The 18,849-nt window shown below is 71.8% G+C and carries 18 protein-coding genes; 10 read left to right on the top strand and 8 right to left on the bottom strand.

The genetic code is table 11. From position 1 onward, the window contains the following. Positions 1 to 40: 40 nt before the first annotated feature. From E1294_RS29270 to E1294_RS29260, 3 genes are read right to left on the bottom strand one after another with little or no spacing between them, the layout of a single operon-like run. Positions 41 to 517 carry a type 2 periplasmic-binding domain-containing protein gene (locus E1294_RS29270; protein ID WP_132513668.1) on the bottom strand — a complete coding sequence of 159 codons (477 nt, stop codon included), beginning with the start codon at positions 515 to 517 and terminating at the stop codon, positions 41 to 43. Further along, entirely contained in the window at positions 514 to 1,053 is a 540-nt protein-coding gene (locus E1294_RS29265; RefSeq protein WP_132513666.1) for an extracellular solute-binding protein, read from the bottom strand. Before E1294_RS29265 ends, E1294_RS29270 begins: the two co-directional genes overlap by 4 nt. After that, positions 1,050 to 2,279 (bottom strand): Gfo/Idh/MocA family protein, encoded by a 1,230-nt coding sequence (locus tag E1294_RS29260; protein ID WP_132513664.1) that lies wholly within the window; start codon positions 2,277 to 2,279, stop codon positions 1,050 to 1,052. The genes E1294_RS29265 and E1294_RS29260 overlap by 4 nt, the downstream gene beginning before the upstream one ends. Before the next feature lie 99 nt (positions 2,280 to 2,378). On the opposite strand from E1294_RS29260, the gene E1294_RS29255 reads away from it, so the two are divergent. Next, positions 2,379 to 3,476, top strand: coding sequence for an ROK family transcriptional regulator (locus tag E1294_RS29255; RefSeq protein ID WP_132513662.1), 1,098 nt, complete (start codon positions 2,379 to 2,381; stop codon positions 3,474 to 3,476). Positions 3,477 to 3,552: 76 nt separating this feature from the next. Next, a complete protein-coding gene (locus E1294_RS53040) occupies positions 3,553 to 4,509 on the top strand; it encodes an ethyl tert-butyl ether degradation protein EthD (protein ID WP_165977533.1) in 957 nt (318 codons plus the stop codon). 15 nt (positions 4,510 to 4,524) lie between these two features. Here the strand turns inward: E1294_RS53040 and E1294_RS29245 are convergent, their stop codons facing one another. Beyond that, positions 4,525 to 5,076, bottom strand: a complete 552-nt coding sequence (locus tag E1294_RS29245) for a TetR/AcrR family transcriptional regulator (RefSeq protein ID WP_132513658.1) — start codon at positions 5,074 to 5,076, stop codon at positions 4,525 to 4,527. Between the two features lie 99 nt (positions 5,077 to 5,175). On the opposite strand from E1294_RS29245, the gene E1294_RS29240 reads away from it, so the two are divergent. Beyond that, positions 5,176 to 7,392 carry an MMPL family transporter gene (locus E1294_RS29240; protein ID WP_132513656.1) on the top strand — a complete coding sequence of 739 codons (2,217 nt, stop codon included), beginning with the start codon at positions 5,176 to 5,178 and terminating at the stop codon, positions 7,390 to 7,392. 10 nt (positions 7,393 to 7,402) lie between these two features. Here E1294_RS29240 and E1294_RS29235 read toward each other — a convergent pair whose 3' ends face one another. Further along, a complete protein-coding gene (locus E1294_RS29235; RefSeq protein ID WP_132513654.1) occupies positions 7,403 to 7,717 on the bottom strand; it encodes a hypothetical protein in 315 nt (104 codons plus the stop codon). A 125-nt stretch (positions 7,718 to 7,842) separates the two neighbouring features. After that, positions 7,843 to 8,337, bottom strand: a complete 495-nt coding sequence (locus E1294_RS29230; RefSeq protein WP_132513652.1) for a cupin domain-containing protein — start codon at positions 8,335 to 8,337, stop codon at positions 7,843 to 7,845. A gap of 392 nt (positions 8,338 to 8,729) precedes the next feature. Here E1294_RS29230 and E1294_RS29225 point away from each other — a divergent pair, with 392 nt between their 5' ends. Further along, a complete protein-coding gene (locus E1294_RS29225) occupies positions 8,730 to 9,533 on the top strand; it encodes a hypothetical protein (protein WP_132513650.1) in 804 nt (267 codons plus the stop codon). A 138-nt stretch (positions 9,534 to 9,671) separates the two neighbouring features. Here the strand turns inward: E1294_RS29225 and E1294_RS29220 are convergent, their stop codons facing one another. Continuing rightward, positions 9,672 to 10,760 (bottom strand): alcohol dehydrogenase catalytic domain-containing protein, encoded by a 1,089-nt coding sequence (locus E1294_RS29220; RefSeq protein WP_132513648.1) that lies wholly within the window; start codon positions 10,758 to 10,760, stop codon positions 9,672 to 9,674. Positions 10,761 to 10,892: 132 nt separating this feature from the next. Between E1294_RS29220 and E1294_RS29215 the strand changes: the two genes are divergently transcribed. The 3 genes from E1294_RS29215 to E1294_RS29205 are packed head-to-tail and all read left to right on the top strand — an operon-like array spanning position 10,893 to position 15,495. Next, positions 10,893 to 12,143: an ABC transporter substrate-binding protein gene (locus E1294_RS29215; RefSeq protein WP_132513646.1), complete on the top strand. Its 1,251-nt coding sequence runs from the start codon at positions 10,893 to 10,895 to the stop codon at positions 12,141 to 12,143. Then, entirely contained in the window at positions 12,116 to 14,755 is a 2,640-nt protein-coding gene (locus E1294_RS29210) for an ABC transporter permease subunit (protein WP_246083348.1), read from the top strand. The genes E1294_RS29215 and E1294_RS29210 overlap by 28 nt, the downstream gene beginning before the upstream one ends. Beyond that, positions 14,755 to 15,495 (top strand): ABC transporter ATP-binding protein, encoded by a 741-nt coding sequence (locus E1294_RS29205; protein ID WP_132513644.1) that lies wholly within the window; start codon positions 14,755 to 14,757, stop codon positions 15,493 to 15,495. Before E1294_RS29210 ends, E1294_RS29205 begins: the two co-directional genes overlap by 1 nt. Here E1294_RS29205 and E1294_RS29200 read toward each other — a convergent pair. Beyond that, entirely contained in the window at positions 15,483 to 16,217 is a 735-nt protein-coding gene (locus E1294_RS29200) for a dienelactone hydrolase family protein (protein ID WP_132513642.1), read from the bottom strand. The genes E1294_RS29205 and E1294_RS29200 overlap by 13 nt on opposite strands. Before the next feature lie 247 nt (positions 16,218 to 16,464). Between E1294_RS29200 and E1294_RS29195 the strand changes: the two genes are divergently transcribed. From E1294_RS29195 to E1294_RS29185, 3 genes are all read left to right on the top strand, one after another. Next, complete coding sequence (locus E1294_RS29195) at positions 16,465 to 16,956, top strand: alpha/beta hydrolase (RefSeq protein WP_132513640.1); 492 nt, start codon at positions 16,465 to 16,467, stop codon at positions 16,954 to 16,956. A 50-nt stretch (positions 16,957 to 17,006) separates the two neighbouring features. Continuing rightward, positions 17,007 to 18,122 carry an acyl-CoA dehydrogenase family protein gene (locus E1294_RS29190; protein ID WP_132513638.1) on the top strand — a complete coding sequence of 372 codons (1,116 nt, stop codon included), beginning with the start codon at positions 17,007 to 17,009 and terminating at the stop codon, positions 18,120 to 18,122. Further along, a partial coding sequence (locus tag E1294_RS29185; protein ID WP_165977532.1) for an acyl-CoA dehydrogenase family protein occupies positions 18,119 to 18,849 on the top strand: 731 nt, incomplete at its 3' end. The genes E1294_RS29190 and E1294_RS29185, both read left to right, overlap by 4 nt.

The following is an 18,849-nucleotide window of genomic DNA, read 5'->3' as shown; positions in this document are numbered from 1 at the left end:
CGGCGCTCGGGCAGGTCCTGCCACAGCCGCTTCACGCAGCTCAGTGTGCGCGCTTCCTGCCGCCGCCCTTGCGGCGTCCCCGCGCGCCCGGGGGCGTGGTGGGGAGCAGGCGGAGCGGGTGACCGCGTCTCGCGCGCAGTGGCTCGGCGACCAGCGTCCGGAGTTCTTCCATCCCCGCGGAGTCAGGGTGCCCCGACGACAACACGGACTGGAGGAACGCGTAGGCGTCCTTTCCCGCCGCGGCCTCGTAGCCGTAGGCCCAGTTGCGGTAGGAGAGAAGCTTGCCCTCCTGGAAGGCGACCCGTTTCTCTTCCTCCTTGTACGTGATCGCCTCCTTCGGGATCATGCCGCTGCCGAACCCGTCGGCGAGGAACCGCGCGGCCTGCTTCGCCGCCTCGCTGGTGACCTGGGGTTTGCCGGAGGCGTCGAGCAGCCGGCCGCCGGCGGAGGAGACGGCCTCGGAGAAGTTCACGGTCAGGCCCTCGTACTTGCCGAACTGGCCGGCGTAGCAGCTCATGCCCTCTGCCCGGGCAGGTCGTCCGCGCAGATCTTCTTCATCTCGTCCCAGGTCTTGGGCGGCTCCTTGACCAGGTCGGTGCGGTAGTAGAGCAGGCCGGTGCCGGTGAACAGCGGCATCGCATAGAGCTTGTCGCGATATTTCGCCGTTTCAATGGTGGTGGGGAGGAAGCCGGTCGTGTCCAGCTTCAGCTCGTCCACCCACCGGTTCGCGGCGAACTCGCTGGTCCACACCGCGTCCATGAGGATGACGTCGCCGGTGTCCGACTTGGTCTGCGCGCTCTGGATGAGCTTGCGGCGCTGCTCGTCGGCGCTCTCCGGGAGCAGCACGACAGTCGCCTTCTCGTCGGGGTGCGCGGCGTTCCAGGCGTCGACGATCTTCTGCACCGACTCGGCCTCGAACTTGCCGCCGAGGAACGTGATCGGCCCGCGCCCGCCGCCTTCCTGCGCGGCCGGCTCGTTCGCGGGGGTCGTCGAGCCGCAGCCGGCCAGTCCCGCGCCGAGCGCCAGCGCGGCGGCGATGTGGGTTGCCTTCATCGGGGGGTTCCTTCCAGGGACACGGTCTCGCCCCGCAGCCGCGACCGCTCGGCCGCCCAGGCGATGAGGTGGCTGTGCAGGCTCTCGCCGGGCGATGAGAGGATCGGGGCGCGGTCTCTCGTGGCCACCGCGGTCAGGAACGCCTCGACCAGCGCCTGGTCCCCGCCGCCGTGGCCGCCCCTCGCGGTCGCGTCGCCGGTGGGCCGGGTGTCGACCGTCTCGGAGCGGCCGGTGACGAAGTCGGTCACGGTCAGGCGGTCGCCGTCGCCGTCGATGGAGCCGCGGGTGCCGAAGATGCGCGTCTGCCGGTGGAGCGCAGGGGTGAACCCCGTCATCGTGAACGACGCGGTCGCGCCGCCCTCGAACTCCAGGTTCACGACCTGGTGGTCGACCACGTCGTTGTCGCAGGCGTACACGCACCTGCCGTACGGGCCGGTCCTGAGCGCCTCCAGCACACCCTGTTCGGAGACGTCGTCGGTGAGCACGGACAGCGGCCACTCGTCCGTGCCCGCCAGCGGCAGGTAGATGCGCCTGGCCGAGTAGGGGCAGCCGGGTTCGGCGCGGCAGTCGAGGCACCGGTCCGCGGCGTCCTCCGGCCGGTTCTCCGGGCGGAAGTGCTTGAGGCCGCCGAACGACGAGACGCGGGTGACCTGCCGGCCCGTCAGGTGCACCAGCCAGTCGAGGTCGTGGCACGACTTGGCGAGCAGCATGAACGTGGACTCGTCGGCCCGCCGCCAGTTGCCCCGCACGTACGAGTGCGCCTGGTGCCACCAGCCGACCGGCTCCAGGTGCTGGATGTTGACGATCTCGCCGATCCGGCTCCCGTCGAGAAGCCCTTTCAGCGCCCTGGTGTACGGCGTGTAGCGCAGCACATGGCAGACGGCGAACACCGCGCCGGAGCGCTCGGCGGCTCGCACGATCGTGTGGCAGTCGTCCTCCGAGACCGCCATGGGCTTCTCCAGCAGGATGTCGTAGCCCAGCTCGGCGAAGCGCACGGCCGGCTCGACGTGCTCGCGGTCCTGGGTGGTGATGACGACCGCGTCCGCCTGGCGGGGCAGCGCGGCCAGCTCGCGCCAGCCGGCGTACGGGACCGCGTCGGGGAACCTGTCTCGGCGGCGGGCGAGCGGGTCGGCCACCGCGACCACGCGCGCCCGGCCGGTCTCGATGGCGTGGCCGGCGTAGGAGGTGCCCCGCGAGCCCGCGCCGACGATGGCGAGCGTGATCATCAAGCTCCCTACTTATGTAACCAAATCATGTATGTCGGCTGATGCTAAGATCCGGGCTGGTAGACGTCAATAGGGGAGTTATGGAGAGAGGTCTCATAAGTGACCGAGCTCCGGCCGGGTGACGCGTCGCTGCTGCGCAAGGTGAACACCCAGGCCACGCTCAGGGCCCTACGCCGCGAGGGTGTGGCCACGCTGACGCAGCTCGGCCGCATCACCGGGTTGTCCAGGCAGACGGTCGAAACGGTCCTCGACGAACTGGGCGAGCGCGGCTACGTCAGGGAGGTGCCGCCCGACGAAGGCGCGATGGGGCGGCCCGCGCGGCGGTTCGGGTTCCGCGCGGACGCCGGCTACGTGGTGGGCGTGGAGGTCGGCGGCGACACCATCGTGACCGCGCTGGCCGACCTCGGCGGCGAGGTGATCGCCTGGGAGCGGGCCGATGTCGACAGCGACGCCGCCGCCCACGAACGCCTGGACGCCGCCCGCCGCACCTCCCTGGCCTGCGTGGACGGCGCGGGCGTGGCGCGCACCCGCGTGTGGGCCGTGGCGGCCGGCACCTCGGGCATCGTCGACCGCACCGGGCGCGTGTCGTTGTCGATCACGTTGCCCGGCTGGACGGGCGTCGACCTGGCGGGCCTGGCCGGGCGCTGGTTCGGCTGCACCGCGCTGGCGGCCAACGACGCCAACCTCGCCGCGCTCGCCGAGCACTGGCGCGGCAGCGCCCAGCACGCCTCCGACGTCGTGTACGTCATGATGGGCCGCCGGGCGGGCGCGGGCATCCTGATCGGCGGCCGGCTGCACCCGGGGCGCGGCGGGGCCGCGGGCGAGATCGGCACGCTGCGCCAGGTCGGCTGGGAGGACGCCGCCCGCGAGCTGGTCAAGGACACCTCGGCGGCCGAGGTGTTCGAGGCGGCGCTGCGCGGCGACCGCGACGCCCGGCGCCGGGTCGACCGTTACGCCGAGACCCTCGCCGTCGGCGCCTCGGCGCTCGCGCTGGCCATCGACCCCGACCTGCTGGTGCTGGGCGGTGGCCACGCGCGGGTCGGCGACGTGCTGCTCGAGCCGGTCAGGCGGCACCTGGCCGAGCTGTGCGTGAGCGTGCCGGAGGTGGTGGCGTCCACGTTCGGTGACGAAGGGGTGGCGCTGGGCGCGGTACGCCTCGCACTCTCCCACGTTGAGCGCGAGATCCTCGGCCTCTAGCTTCCGCACGGGTGTGCCGGATCTCGTTACGGGTAAGGGGATTCAGGTCTGGTTGAGGTCGGCGGACGAGGCGGCGATGGCGAAGGGACAACCGCTCGACGGGGTGGACACGGCCGCCCTCGAAAACGCCGCCGAAGTGGCCTTGACGGCCTTCTGCTGGTGGCGCAGCGATATCCCGCAGGAAGTATGCGAGGCCTACTGGCGTGACGTGCACGGGATCATGTTCGCCCGCGTTCCTGGCCTGTGGCAGTATCGGCAGCTGCGCCTCGCAGCCAACCGTCCCGATCTCTGGCCGGCGGTCCAGGGCATCGCGTTCGACGCGCCGGTTGCGGCTCAGCCACAGGGCATGCCGCACGGGCTCTTCCTGTCCGAGGCCGACCTGGCCGCGTTCGGCGGCAATCCGGTCGCGAGGGAGACCATTCCCCACGACGCCCACCACTTCATCGGCCGCATCGGCGCCCAGCTGTCGTCTCCCGGCAGCGGCCGCACTCTTGTCGACCGCATCAACGATCCCGCTGCGCAGGGCACTCCCCCCGTGCCGACCTTCGTGCTCTGCTTCGTTCCGCGTGCGAGAGCCGCGTCGCCTGAGGCGTTCCATCGCTATTTGACCGAGCACATCGCCCGTCCATGGAGCGGGCGTCCGGGCGTCATGCGTTTGCGCGTCGAGCCGCTTCCCCCATACGAGCGCTCGGTCATGAGGTCGCCCGGTGTGGCGCACCGATGGCCGAACGACGAGACCTACCTCGGCTGGATCGAGCTGGCGGTGCGCAACGAGGGCGTGATCGGCGATCTCCTGGCGGGCGCGGCCACCGGCGAGCTCGTCAGGCAGGTCAGGGCCGTCCACACCTACCCGGTCCGCGAGGTCTATACGATCATCTCCGCGGGACGGCCGACCGAGGTCGGCCTGCGCGGCTATCCGGCGGTGCAGACGATCATCGCCGCAGGCGCGGACGACCAGCGCGGTGAGGCCGTCCTGGGCATCCTCTTCGGCGACGCCGTGCGTGGCCTGGACCGGCTCAGGCGGTCGACCTGACCCGCCACCGCCTGTTCACCGGGGCGGACGGTCCTGCCACATCGCCCGGGCCGACTCCAGCATGGCCGCCCTGACCTGCTCCTCCGGCAGGTCCATGGTCTTGACCGTGCCCCACTGCAGCGCGCCGAGCAGGGCCCAGCCCCTGAGCCTGGTCTCCGGGCCGGGGTCCTCGCCGACGAGCTTGGTGAAGATCTGGTCCCTGTACGTCCTGATCACCGCGCGCTCCGAGCCGGGCGAGACGGGCGAGACCGAGTCGTCGCCGGCCAGGTCCTCCATGAACAGGCGGATCACCGAGCGGTAGCGCACCGCGAACCCGACCAGGGCCTCGACGAACTCGTCCCGGCTCGCGTGCCCGGCGTCGAGCAGCGCCAGCATGTCGTCGGCCGCCGGCGAGAGGAGTTCGGCCGCCAGGCGGTCCTTGGGGTGGAAGTGGTAGGCGACGGCGGTCTTGGTCAGCCCCACGGCGGCGGCGATGTCGGCCAGCGACGTGGCCGCGTAGCCGCGTTCGGCGAACAACTCGCGGGCGGCGGCCAGGATCCGGGTGCGGGTGTCGTCGGCTGTGGTCATCGTCTCATTCCCTGCGGAAGACAGCCTTCCCAATATTTCCCGCTTTATCGTATGTCCTGTACGACCGTACTGGACGCTCGTCGAGTGGGGGCTTTTGCGATGACGCGGTTGCTTGGACGGCTGGGCGGCTGGTGCGCGCGCCACGGGCGGATCGTCCTGGTCCTCTGGCTGGTAGCGGCGGCCGCGCTGATGGGCGGCAGCCTCGTGTTCGCCGCTCCCACCAGCAACGACGCGAGCATTCCCGGCACCGACGCGCAGCGCGCGCACGACCTGATGAAGACCGGTTTCGGGCCCGGCTACGCCGCGGGCGGCACGGTGCAGTTCGTCGTCTACTCCGCCGACGGCCCCCTCACCGAGGACGCGCGCAAGCGCGCCGTGGAGCAGGCCGTCGACCGGCTGCGCACCATGCCGCACGTCGTGCAGGTGGACTCGCCGTACCGCGTGGGCGGCATCGCCTCCAACCTGCAGATCGGGCTCATCGGCATCCGCATGGAGGGCCACGACGGCAACAAGATCGCCCAACTCACTCAGAGCCTGTCCAAGGCCGCGGACCCGGCGCGGGCCGCCGGGCTCGAGGTGGTGCCCGCGGACAGCTCCACGCCCGCCGACAAGGAGATCAAGACCGGGCCCAGCGAGATCATCGGCGTTCTCTGCGCGCTGCTCGTGCTGGTGTTCGCGTTCGGGACGCTGGTGGCCGCGCTGATCCCGATCTTCACCGCGCTGGTCAGCGTGGCCTCGGGGCTTGGCGTGATCGGGCTGCTCGGCTGGGTGGTCGACATGCCCAAGCAGGCCGGCATCATGGCCACGATGATCGGGCTCGGCGTGGGCATCGACTACGCGCTCTTCCTGCTGTCCCGCCATCGCCGGCTGCTGGCCCGCGGGGTGCCGGTCGTGGAGTCCGTACGCCGCACCGTGTCGAGCTCGGGCGGAGCCGTCGTGTTCGCCGGCGGCACGGTGATCATCGCGTTGAGCGCGCTGATGCTGGCCGGCTTCCCGCTGCTGGCCACGCTCGGCTGGGTCACCGGCATCTCCGTCGTCGCCGCCGTGCTGACCTCCGTCACGCTCGTCCCGGCCCTGCTCGGGCTGCTCGGCCACCGCGTCAACGCGCTGAAGGTGCCGTTCCTCAAAGGCGCCGACGCGTCCGGCGACGGATGGGCCGGGCTCGGCTCGTGGGTCGCCCGCCGCCCGTGGCGGGTGTTGTTCGCCAGCGTGCTCGTGCTGGGGGCGCTGGCCGCGCCCGCGCTGGCGCTGAAGCTCGGGCCCCTCGACGAGGGATACGGCACCCAGGGCTCGGAGTCGCGGCGGGCGTACGAGCTGATGGCCACCGGTTTCGGGCCCGGCGCCAACGGGCCGCTGATCGTGGTCGCCGAGCTGCCCTCGAAGGTCGCCGACTCGGGCGACCCGATCGTCGACCACGTCACCCGCGCGGTCGACGACGTCGAGGGCGCCGCCCACGTGAGCGAGCCCAAGGTGAACACCTCGGGCCGGTCGGTCCTGCTCCAGGTCGTCACCGACTACGCCCCGAGCGACGCCCGCGCCGCCGAGGTGGTCAGGGACATCAGGGACATCGCGCTGCCGGGCGTGCAGGTGCACGTCGGCGGGGAGGTCGCGGGGCTCACCGACGCGGGAGACCGCATGGCCGAGCGCACCCCGCTGGTCATCGGCGTGGTCGTGCTGCTGAGCGCCCTGCTCCTGCTGCTGGCCTTCCGCGCGCCCATCGTCGCGATCAAGGCGGCGGTGATGAACCTGGTCTCGCTCGGGGCCGCGTTCGGCGCGCTGGCGCTGGTGTTCTCCATCGGGGTGGGCAGCGGGCTGGTGGGCATGGACCCGCCGGCCGGTTCGTCGTACGTGCAGGCCATCTTCTTCTCGGTGCCGATCGAGAGCTACGTGCCGTTGATGTTGTTCGCGGTGCTGTTCGGGTTGTCGATGGACTACGAGGTGTTCCTGCTGACGGCGGTGCGGCAGGCGTACCAGCGGCACCGGGGCAACGCGCGGTCGGTGGCGCAGGGGCTCGGGTCGACGGGCCGCGTCATCACGTCGGCCGCCCTCATCATGGTGGCGGTGTTCGTGGCGTTCATCGCGTACCCGGATCCGCTGGTCAAGACGTTCGGAGTCGGGCTGGCGGTGGCCATCGCGGTGGACGCCACGATCATCAGGGGCTTCCTCGTGCCCGCCACCATGGTGCTGCTGGGGCGGCTCAACTGGTGGTGCCCGCGCTGGCTCGACCGCATCCTGCCGAACCTGTCGGTCGAGGGCCACGAGGAGGACGAGACCCCGGCTCTGCCCCGTCCCGAGCCCGTCAAGGCGGGCGTCTGAGGACGGCTGGTCAGCCGGAGTCGGTCAGGTTGCAGGCGGGAACCCAGCCGACGACGCCGGTCGCCACGTTGCGGCCGTGGTGCCACAGGGTGCTCTCGAAGAAGTCGCAGCGGTAGAGGCCGTGCTCCTCCGACCGGTCGGACTCGAACCCCTGCCCGGCGTAGCCGACGCCGGCGCGGCCCGAGCCGGCCCTGGGCTCGCTCCAGATGACCACGCCCAGGGCGCCGAAGTCGTGGACGTCTCCCGCCTCGGCAGACTGGGTCTGGACCCCCGTCATGACCAACCCCGTGAGCGCCCCGGCCATGGTGACGTTCTTGATGTGCACCGTCTCTCCTCCCCGTGGTGTCGGTAACACACAGTAAGAGATCGATCGCGCATCGTTCTACTGGTTCGCCTCACATCGGCAGCCCTCAGTGACGCCGAGCCGGTCAGAGCCCTGCCGCGGCTGCGTCAGACCATGTACTGGTCGTGACGCAGGTACAGCTCCGTCCACTCCTCCGGGCTCAGTTGCCGGCCGGTGGTGGCGATCTCGGCGAGCTCCTCGAAGTACGCCTCGCGAGGGGCGCCTGGCGTGAACAAGATCAGCATCGAGGCGGGTTGGCCCGACGCGTTCTTGAAAGCGTGCACACCGCCCTCGGGCAGGAACAGGAAGTCGCCCGGCTTGCCGTCGGCCCACCTCTCGCCGTTGTAGAGGCGGATCGTGCCCGACAGCACGTAGAACGACTCGGTCATGGTCCGGTGGAAGTGCGGGTCGGGGCCGCCCGGGCGCGGGCCCATCTCCCACCGGTAGAGGCCGTACGCGCCGTTCGTGGAGCCGCCCGTCGCGAGGTAGTGCACCTGCGTGCCTCCCACGCCCATGGACAGGTCCGGCTCCCGGCCGGTCAGCTCGAAGGTGCCGCTGTGCTCACCGGACTCGCCGAAGTAGCGGGGCTCGGGGTAGGACATTCCGCCTCCTCTGATCTTAGGGGGAAGTCTAGAAAAGCGGCCGGCCCCAGGCTGCCTTGAGGACCGGCGCACGCAGCCCTCACTACACCAAGGCGAAAGCGAAATTAGAAGCGGTCATCTGCACGCTAGTCCGCATGAACAAGCTGACACGAGGACGCCGGATGCGTGGTCGCCGAGCGCGTGAGGGCCTGCGCAGCTGAGGCCATCACCGGCGGTGTTCAACAACACCGGACGCGGGACTGGAGCAGGAGTGCCTGGGCATGTCCCGGTCCCGGCCGTGGAAGTACGCACCCCTTTGCCGGGCAGAGCGGTGCTCATCGGGGTGGGTGGCGAAGCCGTCGGTCAGCCGGCCCAGACACTCTGGGTTGAACGCGCCGTCGGACTGGCCATCGGTGACGGACGCCCTTCGGCGCGAAGTTGTCAGCCAAGGTGCCGATGCCTTGATTACGGGTGTATGGGGGGCGTTGATCGTGTCGATGCCGAGATGGCGGCTGGCCTGGATGGGATACGGGCGGCTGGTTGTGCCGGGTTTAACGGTTTTCGCGCCGTTGGCGGTGATGGTGGCCGTGTCCCTCGCCCTGACGGCCGGCGATCAGCTCGCTGTGGTGAATGGTGAGTTCGGCTTTACCGGCAGGCCGGGAGCCGCGTGGCGATCAGCTGTGGCGCTGTCAGTCTCGGCGGGTGTCGCCGGGGTGGTTTGGGTGGTTTCCGCCGCTATTGTCGTATCCGCCAGTGTGCTAGGGGAGCGCCCGGTCTCGCCGACGAGAGCGCTGGGTTACTGCCTGCGACGTCTTCCCGCCTTGGCCGTGTTGTGGGTGGTCTGGCTGGGCGGCCCGGTGGCAATCGTGGCACTGGCTGCGCAGGTGGAACCGTTGTGGCGAGCGATCTCTGCACAGCTCTGGATCTCTTCGCTATTCACGAGCGCCCCCGCCACGGCCGTGGGCCGCAGCGGGCGAGTCTTCCTGGCGTGGTATTCCGCTGAACGTACCGACCTGCTTCTCACCAGCTGCCGTGAGAGCGATTGCCATACCCGGCCGATCACGAAAACCGACATCGATGGCCTACCCGTCGGTCATTTCCGCTCCAAGCCCGAGCCAGGTCGCCTGGCTCTTGCGCTCAGCCCGTCCGACGAACCATTGATCGCCTGGACTTCAGCCGGCCCTGACATCCTGCACATCACGACCGTACACAACTGACTTCCACGCCCGAGCGACAGTGACCCTGGATGGATGGCCGGGATCCGGGGGCGATAGACGGCCAGACTTACACGTCGGGGTCGTGGCGGAGTCGCGAGCCCTGACAGGGACGTACGAGCGTCAGCGAGGACCGTGGGTTCAGAAGGTGATGACCGTGCGGGCGACGGTGCCCTGGCGGACGTGGTCCACGGCTTGGTTGATCTCGTCGAGGGGCAGGCGTTCCGTGATGAGGCCGTCGAGGTCGAGGCGGCCCCTGAGGTACTGCGCTGCCAGCATGGGCAGGTCGCGGTGTGGTGCGGCGTCGCCGCCCTGGGTGCCCATGAGGCGGCGGGAGGCGAACAGCAGGCCGGTGTCGATCTCCGCGGGGTGGCCTTGGGGCGGGCTGCCGACCATGACCGCCGTCCCGCCGGACCGGGTCGCGGCGAAGGCCCGTGACAGTACGCCGGGCGCGCCGGTCGCGTCGAAAGCGTAGTCGACGCCGCCTTTCACCAGCTCCCCCACCTGCCGGGGCAGGTCCGCGGGGAGGAGGGTGTGGGTGGCGCCGAAGCGTTCGGCCAGTTTGAGCTTCGGTTCGGCCACGTCGGCGGCGACGATCGTGGTCGCGCCCGCGAGCACCGCCCCCTGGATGACGTTGAGTCCGACGCCGCCGCAGCCCACGACGAGGACGGTGGCGCCGGGGGGCACCTTGGCGACGTTCGTCACGGCGCCGACGCCGGTGACGACGCCGCAGGCCAGCAGGCACATGGCGGCGAAGGGGGCGTCCGCGGCGATCCGTACGCACATGGACTCGGAGACGACGGTGTACTCGGCGAACGCGCCGATGCCGATGAAGCGGCGGGTCTCCTGCCCGTCGAGGGTGACGCGCGGCGGGCCGCCCATGATGGTGGGGAGCCTGGCGGGGCCCGAGCACAGGTGGAACAGGCCCGCGCCGCACGGGCGGCACCGGCCGCAGGGGCCGTTCATGGCGATGATGACGTGGTCGCCCGGCTTGACGGTGGTCACGCCCGTGCCGACGCTCTCCACCACTCCGGCGCTTTCGTGTCCGAGGATGAACGGCGGCCGGCTCGCCACGGGGCTCTTGCCGTCGATGGCCTTGAGGTCGGAGCCGCACACGCCGGACGCCATGATCCGTACGCGCGCCTCGCCGGGGCCGGGGCCGGCGATCTCGACCTCGCGGATCTCCATGGGGGCGTGGAACCTGGTCAGGACGGCCGCGCGCATCAGCATGCGCCACACGGTAACCCGGTGCCGAGATTGGGAGCAAGCGGTTGCTCGGGAGCCCGTTGACACCCCTTCCAGGCGAATTTACGCTCGGCGCAAAACCAAGCGAGCGCTAGGCCAAATCGCTAGGAGGCCATCATGGTACGGCGGGGCACGATGGCACTCACCACGGCCGTGGCGCTGGCGATCACCGGATGCGCCGCCCAGCAGCAGCGGCCGGGCACCCACAGCGCCGGGGCCGACCAGGGCGTGACCGCCACCAGCGTCAGGATCGGCGGCGTGCTGACCAAGACCAGCGCCAGCGGCTACTCGACCAAGGACGCCGAGATCGGGGCCAGGGCCAGGTTCGAGCGGGCCAACGCGGAGGGCGGCGTGCACGGGCGTACGATCGAGTTCCTCGGCGCGGAGGACGACGGGCAGGACGCCGCCAAGGGCGATGCGGCGGCCAAGAAGCTCGTGCAGAAGGAGCAGGTGTTCGCCCTGGTCCCGGTGCACGCCCCCAACTTCGGCGGCGCCGCCTTCCTGGAGCGGGAGGGCGTGCCGTGGTTCGGCTGGGCGACGGGCCCGCAGTGGTGCGGCACGAAGACCGGCTTCGGCTACAACGGTTGCCTGGCGCCCAAGCAGGGCGCCGGCTCGCAGACGTGGTGGGGCCGGCAGATGGCCGACCTGCTCGGCGGCTCCGAGGGCAAGAGCGTCTACGTGCAGACCTCCGACTCCAGCGGCAGCAAGTACGGAGGCACCACGATCTCCCAGTCGTTCACCGCCGCCGGGTTCGAACTGGTCGGCGTGAACTCCGGGCTCCCGGCCGCCGCGCCGCCACCCGACTGGCTCCCGTACGTCGACAAGATCATGACGTCGGACGGCGGCGAGCCTCCCGACGTCGTGGTCTCCGTGATCGCGGGCACCAAGTTCAACGTCGGCCTCTATGCGGCGCTCAAGCGGGCCGGATACAAGGGCGTGCTGACCGACGCGACCAGCTACGACGCCGCCATCCTCGGCGACCCGGCCAGCGCGCAGGCGCTGGAGGGCGTGGTCGCGGCGCCGATGTTCGAGCCGTTCGAGTCGAGCGCCCCCGAGATCGCCCGGCTCAAGCGGGACGTCGAGCGGGTCGTGCCGGGCGCCGCGCTCACCCAGCACCTGGCGATCGGCTACTGGTCCGCCGACATCTTCCTCGACCTGCTGGCCACGACCGGCAAGGACCTGACGAGGGAGAGGTTCCTGGCCACGGCCAACGGCTCGTACGCCTACGAGAATCGCGGCTTCGGGAAGATCCAGTTCCCCAAGGACCACGACGAGCCGAACGGCTGCGGTGCCCTGGTCAAGCTGGAGGACGGCGCCTTCCAGGTGGCCAGGAACATGAAGTGCTTCGACAACGTGCCGCTCACATGATCACCGGCTACGTCCTCAGCGGCCTGGTCACCGGGGCCATTTTCGCGATCATGGGATCGGGCCTGACGCTGTCGTACGCGGCGACCGGGGTGTTCAACTTCGCCCACGGCGCCATCGGGTTCCTGTCGGCCCTGCTGTTCTACGAGCTCAACCTGGCCGCCGGGCTGCCCGCGTGGGTGTCGGCGCTGGTGTCGGTCGTGGTGTTCGCTCCCGCGCTCGGCTACGTGCTGCACAAGGCCATGTTCGAGGGGCTGGCGCAGGCGGGGGAGACCGCGCAGATCGTCGCCACGATCGGGCTCACCATCGCGCTGCCCGCGCTGGGCCTGCTGGTGGTGGACCTGGCCGGGCTGCCGCCGGCCGACGCGACGGCGCTGCCGCGCGGCGTCGGGCCGCATCCGGCGGGGGCGTTCGACGTGGCCGGCGTCCACCTGGACACCGACCAGGTCATCACGTTCGGCTTCTCGGTGGTGACCGCGGCCGGGTTGTGGGCGTTCATGCGGCACACGCCGTACGGGCTGAGGATGCGCGCCTCCGTCGACCGCCGCCGCCTGGCCACGCTCAGAGGCATCGACGCCGGCGCCACGTCGGCGCTGGCCTGGATGCTCGGCTCCGGCCTGGCCGGGCTCGCCGGGGTGCTGGCCGTGTCCGTGCTCGGGCTGGACGCGACCGCGTACACGGTGCTGCTGTTCGCCTCGGCCACGGCCGCGGTGTTCGGGCGGCTGCGGTCGATCCCCTGGACGTTCGCGGCCGGGCTGGCGCTCGGCGTGGTCCAGAACCTCGTCGCCGGCTACACCGACTTCCTCGAAGAGGTCACCGGGTTGCGCACGGCCGTGCCGGTGATCCTGCTGTTCGCCGGGCTCGTGCTGCTCAACAGGTCGCGCGAGCGAGTGGCGGGCAGCGAGGCCGAGGACGCGCCGCCGCCCGACCACCTGGCCGGGCTGCCGCCGTGGCGGCGCCGGCTGCCGTGGGTTCTGGGCCTGGCCGCGCTGGTGGCGTTCACGTTCACGGGGCCCGCCTACTACGTGGGGGTGGCCGCGCAGGGGCTCGTGCTGGCGTTGATCTTCTGCTCGTTCGTGGTGGTGACCGGAATCGGTGGCATGGTCAACCTGGCCCAGGCCGCCTTCGCCTCGATGGCGGCGTTGACCTGCGGGTGGGCGTTCTCGTCCGGGCTGCCGTTCGCCGTGGCGATCCTGCTGGGCGTGCTCGCGGCGGCCGCCGTCGGGATGCTCGTGGCGCTGCCCGCGCTGCGGCTCGGCGGGCGGGTGCTGACGCTCGCCACGCTCGCCATGGCGCTGCTGGCCGACCAGGTGTTGTTCCAGGTGGACGCGTTCAGCAACGGCACGATCGGGTGGTCGCTGCCGGCGCTCGGGTTCGGCTTCGCCGACACCTCGGATCCGCGGGTGCGGGTCGTCGTGCTGCTCCTGCTGATCGGCGCGGTGGCGCTGCTCGTGCGGAACCTGGAGCGGTCGGCGTCCGGGCGGGCGATCCTGGCCGTGCGCTCCGCTCCCGCGGCGGCGGCGACGTCGGGGTTGTCGGAACCCCGTACCAAGATCATGCTCTTCGTGCTGGCGTCGGCGATCGCCGGACTCGGCGGAGTGTTGTACGCGATCTCGAAGGGCTCGATCACCGCCACCGACCTGCCCGCGTTCGCCGGGTTCGTCTGGCTGGCCGTGGTCGTGCTCCAGGGCGTGCGCAGGATCGGCGGCGCGGTGCTCGGCGGGCTCGTCGCCGTCGCCGTGCCCGAGCTGCTGGCCACCTGGGACGTGTCGGCGCACGTCGGGGCCGTGCTTTTCGGCGCCGGCGGGATGATCCTGGCCAAGCATCCCGACGGGGTGCTCAGCCAGCTCGCCGGGATCCGTCACCGACACCGTCACCGAAGCCGGCGCGCGGAGCTCGAGCCGGCCCGCCCGGCCGTCCCGGCGGCCTCGGAGCGGACGTACCTCGCGCTGGAGGGCGTGGTCGCCGGCTACCAGGACTGCACCGTGCTGCGCGGCATCGACCTGGACGTCAACCCCGGCGAGGTGGTCGCGCTCCTCGGCGCCAACGGCGCCGGCAAGTCCACCACCTGCGCCGTCGCCGCCGGCGACCTGCCCGTCACCGCCGGCCGGATCCTGCTGGACGGCGAGGACATCACCGCATGGCCCGCCCACCGCCGGGCACGGGCCGGCATCCTGCTCGTGCCCGAGGGCCGGGGCGTCTTCCCCGGGCTCACCGTGGACGAGAACCTGCGCACCTGGCTGCCCGACCCCGGCCCCGTCTACGAGCGGATGCCCCACCTGATCGCACGCCGTGACCTGCTCGCCGGGGCGCTGTCCGGTGGCGAGCAGCAGCTGCTCACGCTCGCGGGCGCGCTGCTCCGGCCCCCGCGGGTGCTGGTCGCCGACGAGCCGTCACTCGGCCTCGCACCCGGGCTGGTGCGGCAGGTGTTCGACGTGTTCGCCGAGCTGCGCGAACGCGGGGTGGCGCTGCTGCTGGTGGAGGAGAAGGCCACGGAGGCGCTGGCGATCGCCGACCGGGTCGTGTTCATGCGGCTGGGCCGCGTCACGTGGGCGGGGCCGAGGTCCGAGGTCGACAGCGAGCGGCTGACCGCCGCCTACCTAGGGGTGAGCTGATGCTGGCCGTCGAGGGGGTGTCCGTGGCGTTCGGCGGGGTCAGGGCGCTGGACCAGGTGTCCTTCGAGGTCGGCGCGGGCCTTGTGTGCGGCGTGATCGGGCCGAACGGGGCGGGAAAGACGACGCTGTTCGACGTGGTGTCCGGGCTGCGCAGGCCGAGCGAGGGGCGTGTCAGGCTGGCCGGCCGGGACCTGACCGGCGTGTCACCGGTCAGGCGGGCCAGGGCCGGGTTGCGCCGCACGTTCCAGCGCACCCAGGTCTTCGGGTGGCTCACCGTGGCCGACAACGTGCTGGCCGCGCTCGACTGGCACGGCGGAGGCGGCGGGATCGCCGCCGACCTGGCCGGGTGGCCGGGCCGCGGCAGGCGCGAGCGCGAGCGCCGCGAACGCGTCACCGAGGTGCTGGAGTTGTGCGGGCTCACCCCGCTGCGCGACGCGTACGCCGCCGCGCTCCCCGTCGGCCGGCGCCGGCTCGTCGAGCTGGCCAGGGCGCTGGCCGACCGGCCTGAGCTGCTGCTGCTCGACGAGCCCACCTCCGGGCTGGACGGCGGCCAGACGGCCCGCCTGGGCGAGGTCGTCAGGGCGCTGGACACGACCGTGCTGCTGGTCGAGCACGACATGGGGTTCGTCATGGACGTCTGCGACCGGATCATCGTGCTGGACCTCGGCAAGGTGATTGCCGTCGGGACGCCCGCCGATATCAGGCGGGACCCGGTCGTCAGGGCCGCCTATCTGGGCTGAGCGTGGCGCTCGGTGAAGGACAGGATGCGCCTCCAGGCGTCCTGGCACGCCTCGGCCCACTCGCCGTACGAGCGGTCGAAGAACGAGTGCGGTGCGCCGTCGTAAATGTGCGTCTCGTGCTCCGTGCCCACCTGGTCGAGGGCGGCCTCGTACGCCTCGAACTCCTCCGGCGTCGAGACCGTGTCGGCCCCGCCCCTGAGCAGGAGGAGCGGCGCCCCGGGACCTGACCGCGGCAGGTCGATGAAGCGCAGCGCGCCGTAGAATCCGATGCCGCCGGCCAGGCCGTTGCCTTCGGCGGCCAGCCGCCACGACTGGCCGCCGCCCATGCAGAAGCCCACCGTGAACACCGGCCCTCTGCCCGCCAGCGCCTCGGTCGCCGCCCTCGCGTCGGCTCTGACCCCCTCGCTGGTGAGCTGGTTGACGTGCGTCATGAAATCGAAGTCGTCGCCGCGGTCGCCGCGGCCCGCCGTACGGCCGAAGTAGTCGATCGCGATCGTGAAGAATCCCGCCTCGGCGAAGCGCACGGCGAGGTCGCGGTAGAAGGGGTGCAGGCCCCGCACGTCGGGCAGGAGCACCACGCAGCGACCGTTCGGCGCGGCGGGCTCGGCCCGGTAGGCGAGGAAACGGTTGCCGTCGGTGGCGGTCAGCTCGATCTGCTCATGCGAGGTCACCTCTCCCTGGACGGGCGGGGCGGGCGGTCTGCTGTCGGTGGAATGGCACATGCCGGACAGCATGCCCGGGGCGTTCGCGGATATCCACGTGGTCGGAGGGTCGCGGCGGTGATGTTCGCGCGTGGCGGAGCGGCGGCGGCATACCGCTTGCGCGACACGGCGCGGGATCTGATCATGGCAGAACCCGCACCGGGCGGCGGAAGGGGAAGCTCATGGCGTTCCACCCCAATCTCGACCCCGAAATGCGTACCGGCCTCGAACAGGCGGCCCTGCCGGAGGTCGAATCCACGGCGGCGGCATGATCATCGGTAAGCCCGAGATGGATGACGCGTCGATGGTCGGCTTCGTCGAGCAGCTCGGCGTCGTCGCGGTCTCCGTCGACTACCGGCTCGCGCCGGAGCACCCGCACCCCGCGCCGGTCGAGGACTGCTACGCCGGGCTGGCATGGACCGCCAAGAGCGCGGCCGAGCTCGGCATCGACCCCGGCCGGCTGGCGGTGGGCGGGGCTAGCGCGGTCGGCACCGGCGACGTCTCCCCGTACGCGGCCCCGGCCAGGGCGGCCGATCTCGCCGGGCTGCCGCCCGCGTTCGTGGATGTGGGGGAGCTGGAGGTGTTCAGGGATGAGTGCGTCGACTACGCGCAGCGGCTGGCACAGGCGGGGGTGTCGACGGAGTTCCACCTGTATCCCGGGGCGTTCCACGGGTTCGACGTGATGGTGCCCGGCGCCACGCTCAGCCGGAGGGCCGCGGCGGCGCGGGTGGCGGCGCTCAAGCGGGCGTTGCGCCGCTGACCAAGTGGCGCCCGGTGGCGCACATACCAAGCGTGCGCTAGGTTGGTTAGGTGGATCTCGACTTTTCCCCGGCCGAGCGGGACTTCCGAGCCGAGGTTCGTGACTGGCTGCGCGCGCACGTGCCGGAACCGCTCCCGTCCATGGACACCGCGGAGGGCTTCGCGGCGCACCGCGCCTGGGAGGCGCTGCTGGCCGGCGCGCGGCTGTCCGTCGTCTCCTGGCCCGAGCACTACGGCGGGCGCGGCGCCTCCCTCATCGAGTGGCTGATCTTCGAGGAGGAGTACTGGGCCGCCGGAGCCCCCGCCCGGGTGACGCAGAACGGCATCTTCCTGCTGGCGCCGTCGCTCATGAGATTCGGCACGCCCGAACAGCGCGATCGCTGGCTGCCGCGGATGGCCCGGGGCGACGACGTGTGGGCGCAGGCCTGGTCGGAGCCCGAGGCGGGCAGCGACCTGGCCGCGCTGGCCTCCAGGGCCGAGCCCGCCCCCGGCGGCCACCGCCTGTACGGCCACAAGACGTGGAGCTCGCGCGCCGCCCACGCCACCCACGGATTCGGCCTCTTCCGCACCTCCGGCACGCGCCACCACGGCCTCACGTACGTCATGTTCCCCATGGACGACGTCGCCGTCCGGCCGGTCGGGCAGCTCGACGGGCTGCCTGGGTTCGCGGAGCTGCACTTCGACGGGGTGTTCGTGCCGGAGTCGATGGTGATCGGCGAGCCGGGCGACGGATGGCGGATCGCGATGGCCACCACCTCCTCCGAACGCGGCCTGACCCTGCGCAGCCCGGGACGTTTCCTCGCCACCGCTGACCGGCTCGTCGCGCTCGCCCGCGACGCCGGCCCGGCCCTCGCCGACCGGGCCGCCAGATGCTGGGCCGACGCGGAGGCGTACCGGCTGCACACGTACGCCACCGCGCGGCGGCTCATGACCGGCGAGGAGCTCGGGCCCGAGGCCAGCATGGGCAAGGTGTTCTGGTCCGAGCTGGACCTGCGCATGCACGCCCTCGCCATGGAACTGCTCGGAGACCGGGCGGGGGACACGGCCTGGCTGGACGGGTTCCTCTTCGCGCAGGCGGGCCCGATCTACGCGGGCACGAACGAGATCCAGCGCACCATCATCGCCGAACGCGTCCTCGGCCTGCCCAGGGCGGGGGTGCGGCCGTGAACTTCGGCTTCACCGGCGACCAGCTCGCCCTGGGGGCGACCGTACGCGACGTGCTGCGGGCGCACTGCCCACCGGCCGCACTGCGCACCGGGCGGCGGCCCGCCTGGAAGCAGCTCGCCGGCCTGGGCTTCTTCGGGTTGCTGCTGCCCGCCGAGTCCGGCGGCCTGGGGTTGTCGCTGGCCGACGTCCTGCCGGCGCTGGAGGAGACCGGACGGGCGTGCCTGCCGGGGCCGGTCGTCGAGACCGCCGTGGTGGCGGCGTACCTGCCGGCGGGCCTGCCCGAGCTGGCCTCCGGCGCGGTGTGCGTGAGCGTGCTGCCGCCGGGGCAGGCGTACGCGCCGGACGCCGACCTCGCCGACCTGCTGGTGGTGGCGCGGGCGGGCGGCTGGCACCTGGTCCGCAAGGAGTCAGTACGCCTCGCGGCCCGCCCCGGCGTCGATCCGTGCCGGCCGCTGTACGAGGTGGGCTTCGACGTGTCCGAGGAGCTTGGCGGGGCCGTCGAGCCGGCGATGCTCGGGGCCACCGTCGCCACGGCGGCGCAGCTCATCGGGGTCGCCAGGGAGCTGCTCGCGGTCACCGTCGCGTACGCGCGGGCCAGGACGCAGTTCGGGGCGGCCATCGGGTCGTTCCAGGCGGTCAAGCACCAGCTCGCGGACGTCGCCGTGGCCGTCGAGTTCGCCGCGCCCCTCGTGCACCGGGCGGCCCTGTCGGTGGGTGGGCCAATGGG

The organism is Nonomuraea diastatica (assembly GCF_004349015.1).
Taxonomy (GTDB): Bacteria; Actinomycetota; Actinomycetes; order Streptosporangiales; family Streptosporangiaceae; genus Nonomuraea; species Nonomuraea diastatica.
This window is presented reverse-complemented; position numbering and strand designations above follow the sequence as displayed.